4 protein-coding genes are annotated in these 4,097 nt (G+C 38.4%); all 4 read right to left on the bottom strand.

The window, feature by feature from the left end; all coding sequences use genetic code 11:
* A partial coding sequence (locus AC3AX0_RS06510; protein ID WP_487549496.1) for an amino acid synthesis family protein occupies nt 1-281 on the bottom strand: 281 nt, incomplete at its 3' end.
* Between the two features lie 17 nt (nt 282-298).
* Nucleotides 299-1,126 (bottom strand): UPF0280 family protein, encoded by an 828-nt coding sequence (locus tag AC3AX0_RS06505; RefSeq protein ID WP_487549495.1) that lies wholly within the window; start codon nt 1,124-1,126, stop codon nt 299-301.
* 4 nt (nt 1,127-1,130) lie between these two features.
* The gene (locus AC3AX0_RS06500; RefSeq protein ID WP_487549494.1) at nt 1,131-2,645 is read right to left on the bottom strand and encodes a DUF362 domain-containing protein; all 1,515 of its coding nucleotides are present in this window, start codon (nt 2,643-2,645) and stop codon (nt 1,131-1,133) included.
* Nucleotides 2,646-2,660: 15 nt separating this feature from the next.
* Nucleotides 2,661-3,824 (bottom strand): amidohydrolase family protein, encoded by a 1,164-nt coding sequence (locus AC3AX0_RS06495; protein ID WP_487549493.1) that lies wholly within the window; start codon nt 3,822-3,824, stop codon nt 2,661-2,663.
* Nucleotides 3,825-4,097: the final 273 nt, after the last annotated feature.

Genomic DNA, 4,097 nt, shown 5'->3' with positions numbered 1-4,097 from the left:
CCGTTTGCACCAACTATTGCTCCTTTTCCGTATGATTCAACTTCTTCAGGCTTAAGACCAGCAGCTGCAAGTCCTTTTTCTACCATGATTGGTGCTATATACGCGCCCCAGTCAGAAAGAAATTCCAAATCATCAACATATTTTCCAGCAAATGGATTTTCGATTACTGCACATATTGCAACTCTCTTGTGCTGTTTTCCTTCTATCTCTTTTCCACCATCAATATTTATTTCCTCAACATTTGTATAAAATTTCCTGATTTTAACATCTTTTACGTCCATTTTGTTCTCCTTTAGTTTTATTTAATTACTGCAATTCCATCTGGAATTGTCATAATGTCATTATCAAGCACTATTGCAGCGCCTTTAATTATTGATTTTTCAACAAGTTCTTCTGCAGCTTCATATCCATTCAGCAAAGCCTTAAGTTTCTGCCTTCTATCCACATTACCTACTTTTACAGTTATAAGATGTCCCGGTATATCTGTTCCTTCATCAATTTCTTCAGCCAATGCTCTTATAATATTTGGGTCGTCAATATTGGTCATGTTCCCAAGATAAGTTGCACATACATCCGCAACTGAAGCCTTCCGACCAAGTGCAACTGCCTTTGTGGCAATCCCTTTTGTGAAGCTTCTTCCACCCAGTCCGCTTGTACATATACCCTCAATTTTCATTTCAGGAGTTATTTCAATCCTAAGTCCTGAAGACAAGTCATCAATTGGAATTCCAACTATGAATGGTTTGCCTGTCATATCTTTAAGTGCAATATCTCCACCATTGTTTACAATGACTCTTTCCCCTCCATATTTCAAAGACTGCTCAAGAGCATATTCGGAGAAAGAACCTGCTACTGCAGCCAGGGGACTGAAAGAATTGTCCCCTAAAAGATTTACTGCAGCTATCATTTTGTTCATAATAAGAGGATATTCATCTGAAATTCCATAATTCTCATGGGATTTGATTATTTTCATATATTCAAGTATTCTGTCAAACTGATCAACCAGGTCACTTGCAACTTTTTCAGCAATTTTCAACTGGCCCTTACCATTGGTTCTTATATCAAGAACCATCTGAATAGGACCGTAGTCTAAAAAGGTTCTGTTTTCATCAAGGATTTGAAGCATAATTCTATAGTCCCAGTTCTTTGAGTATTTCTTTTTTACTTCTTATGCTGGCAACATGGCCGCCAAGCTCTTCATATTTTTCTCTAGTCATTGTATATTCAACAGGTGCAACAGTTGCAGGTGTTGGTACCCAAGTTGTAGCGTCTTCAACCATTTTTGCTACATCAACCATGAAGTTGATTCCTCCACCTGGAAGAATAAATGCAGGTGCTCCGCCGACAGTCATATATACATCTTCATTGTGAACTGCATCGGAAAGCTTTTTAGGGAAGTTTACAACTCCAGCTCTTGCACTACCACCAGTTCCTCCTGTATAGATTATAGAAGTCTTTGATACTTCACAAGTATTCTTAATAAGGTTTACAGCATCCATAGCTTCCTGACTCATGTCAACTGATTCAACTGTTCCATCCGCCTTCACAACGAACATAGCAGCTTTTTGTCCAGTAGTTTCAGTTACAAGTATTTTCATACCTTCTTTGGCAAGGTTCATGTCTACAGAAATTATAGCATCCTTTGGATCCATAACTTCAGTACCACCCCAACCGTGGCCGTGTACTCCAAAGTATCTTCCAACAGTAGATTTGGTTCCAAAAGGAACAACTCCGCTGTATTTCATTCCAACATCAGATCCTGCCATATGCTCTGACAAAAGTCCTATTACATGATAGTCAAGTATTACCGCTTCATCAACAACTTCGGAAAGTCTCTTTGCAAACATGCCTATAGTAGCACTTCCACAACCAACTCTCATAAGCTTCTCTTCCTGTCCGTCAATTATTGGAGCAAATCCTTGTTGAATTTCAAGTTTACTTCCTTTATCAACCTTAAGAGTTACTCTTCTTCCATTTGCAAGGTCTACAATTGTCTTTGCAACAATAAATCCATCATTTCCGTTACTTAGAAGATTTGCTCCACCTATAGTAAGCATTTTAGAACCATATTCTTCAGTAGTAATCATTCCAACAAGCTTTCCATCTCTCTTGATTTTTGCCCCTTCTTCACCAATATGAAGATTGGTATCAAGCTTAACCTTTACACCACTGTAGCTTAGAGGTGCTTCAGTTACAACAGTTACAACATCTACGCCTGCTACCTTTTCCTGTACTATATATGGTGCAGGTCTGCAGCAAGGATAGTTTGTTCCAGCTCCAACAGCAGTTATCAAAGGCTTGTATGGAAGGTTTCTAGTTCCCGGCTCGCTTGTTATTGCTTCTACAACAAGCTTTCTGTTTCTTTCAAGTGTTCCGTTGTTGTTTGTATATCTTTTGCAAGCACCAGTCTGACCCACAGGTACTGAACACCTTACAGGACAGTGAGTGCATGTTTCATTTGCACTGTCTTTTTCTCCAACCGTCTTTTCTATTGCATCTACAGGACATACCCTTACGCAGATTCCACAACTTACACAAGCATCATTTGTTGCAGCTTTTTTATCTGTTACTTTTATAGCATCAAGGGGACAATTCTTTTCACAAAGCTTACAACCTATACATTTATCCAAATTAATATTTATCATCTATTCACTCCTAATTTATACTATAGACGGCTTTCTAGTTGCCGGAGGTGTATTTCTACTTTTCTTCACTACCACTTTTCCATCAACAATAACAAATGCAATACCTGGAAGATCTCCAACTTCAAATGCTTCTAAAGCGTCTTTTCCTGCAGAACCCATAGGTGCATCCATTATTACGAAGTCAGCTTCTCTTCCTACTTCAATCTTTCCTCTGTTAAGCTTAAACTTATCGGCATTGTTTCCAGTTCCTATACAGATTGCTTCAGCAGCTGAAATTCCATCACAACATGATGCAAGATATGACATTGTTCTTATCTGGCTTAAAGGTATAACACCAGTTCCAGAAGGAGCATCAGTTCCCATTAGCATTCTGTTTAATTGACCTTTTTTCGAAAGTTTTTCTGCTACATATTTAAGTATTCTAAAGTTTCCACACTGAATAACCTCAAGGCTCAATTCAGTTTCATCTATCAACTTGTCAACTTCATCTAAAGGTATAGAAGTTGGTCCACCATTTATATGCGAAACTACATCGGGATCTGTTGCTATTACATCATCTGCAGATATTGAGCTACTTCCAGGTATGCTTGTTCCACCTGTGTGCATCATTACAGTCATTCCATTTTCTTTTGCCCATTTTACCATAGGAGCTGCATCTTCAGGTTTCTTAACAGTTCCAAGTCCTACTTCACCAACTATATCTACTCCTTCAGCAGCAAGTTCTTTGAAGTCCTCCTCAATTAATCCTTGTTCAAGAATAAGTGAACCACCGTGGAATTTAGCTCCACCTGGTCTAAAGTTCATTGAACTTTTCTTGCCGAGAATAGCAAGAGCTTTTGTACCCGATCTATCCTTAGGTCTTCCAGGAGTATGAGGCTCTCCTGCAGATAAAAATGTTGTTATTCCACCATGAACAGAGCTTTCCATGAATCCAAGAATGCTTTGTCTAGGAGAAAAGTCTCCCAAAACCGGGTGAACATGTGTATCTACTATTCCAGGAGTAAGTGTGGTACCGTTTGCATCGATTACGCTGTCGGCAGTATACTTCTTCTCAAGTTCTGCTCCACCTACTTCTTTAATAATGCCATCTACTACTACTACTGTGTTTGCATCCAATATAGGATTTTTAAGATCTCCTGATATCATTGTTCCAACATTTTTTATAATTAATACTGACATAAAAACCTCCAAATATTTTTTTAAAAACAAAGCTACTACGTCGCGTCATCCGCGTTAATCGCATAACACCAACACTTACAACATTGTGAATATTTTAACTTTCTTAAGCTAGGCAAAGCGACTATTCGCGTCACGCCTAGGCAGTGTTGCCTGTGTGGAAAGTTTTCCTTAAAACGAAATACCAACGCTTCAAGGTATTTTTTAATTCTTAACTTTCTTAAGCTATAAGAAAGCATCCCCTCATATTTTAATCCTATTTGTTCTCTATTGCTG

It is taken from the genome of Dethiosulfatibacter sp., from assembly GCF_983023055.1.
This window is presented reverse-complemented; position numbering and strand designations above follow the sequence as displayed.